Here is a 201-nt window from a genome sequence, read left to right on the forward strand (position 1 = left end):
TACTTACAGCTCCCCGAAGCATATCGGCGTTAGTCCCGTCCTTCATCGACTCCTAGTGTCAAGGCATCCACCGTGCGCCCTTTCTAACTTAACCAAACTAAAATTAAAAAATATGAGCTACACTGTTATCTAGTTTTCAAAGAACATACATTTATATATGAGAGATAGTTCTCTCAAAACTGAACAAAACGAAACACGGAA

The 201-nt window shown here is 39.3% G+C and carries 1 rRNA gene; it reads right to left on the bottom strand.

Features of this window, described 5'->3' with window-relative positions:
* Window positions 1–94: ribosomal RNA gene (locus MR113_RS28315) — 23S ribosomal RNA — on the bottom strand; the annotation flags it as partial.
* Window positions 95–201 lie beyond the last annotated feature (107 nt).

It is taken from the genome of Bacillus cereus group sp. BfR-BA-01379, from assembly GCF_022663605.1.
Taxonomy (GTDB): domain Bacteria; phylum Bacillota; class Bacilli; order Bacillales; family Bacillaceae_G; genus Bacillus_A; species Bacillus_A mobilis.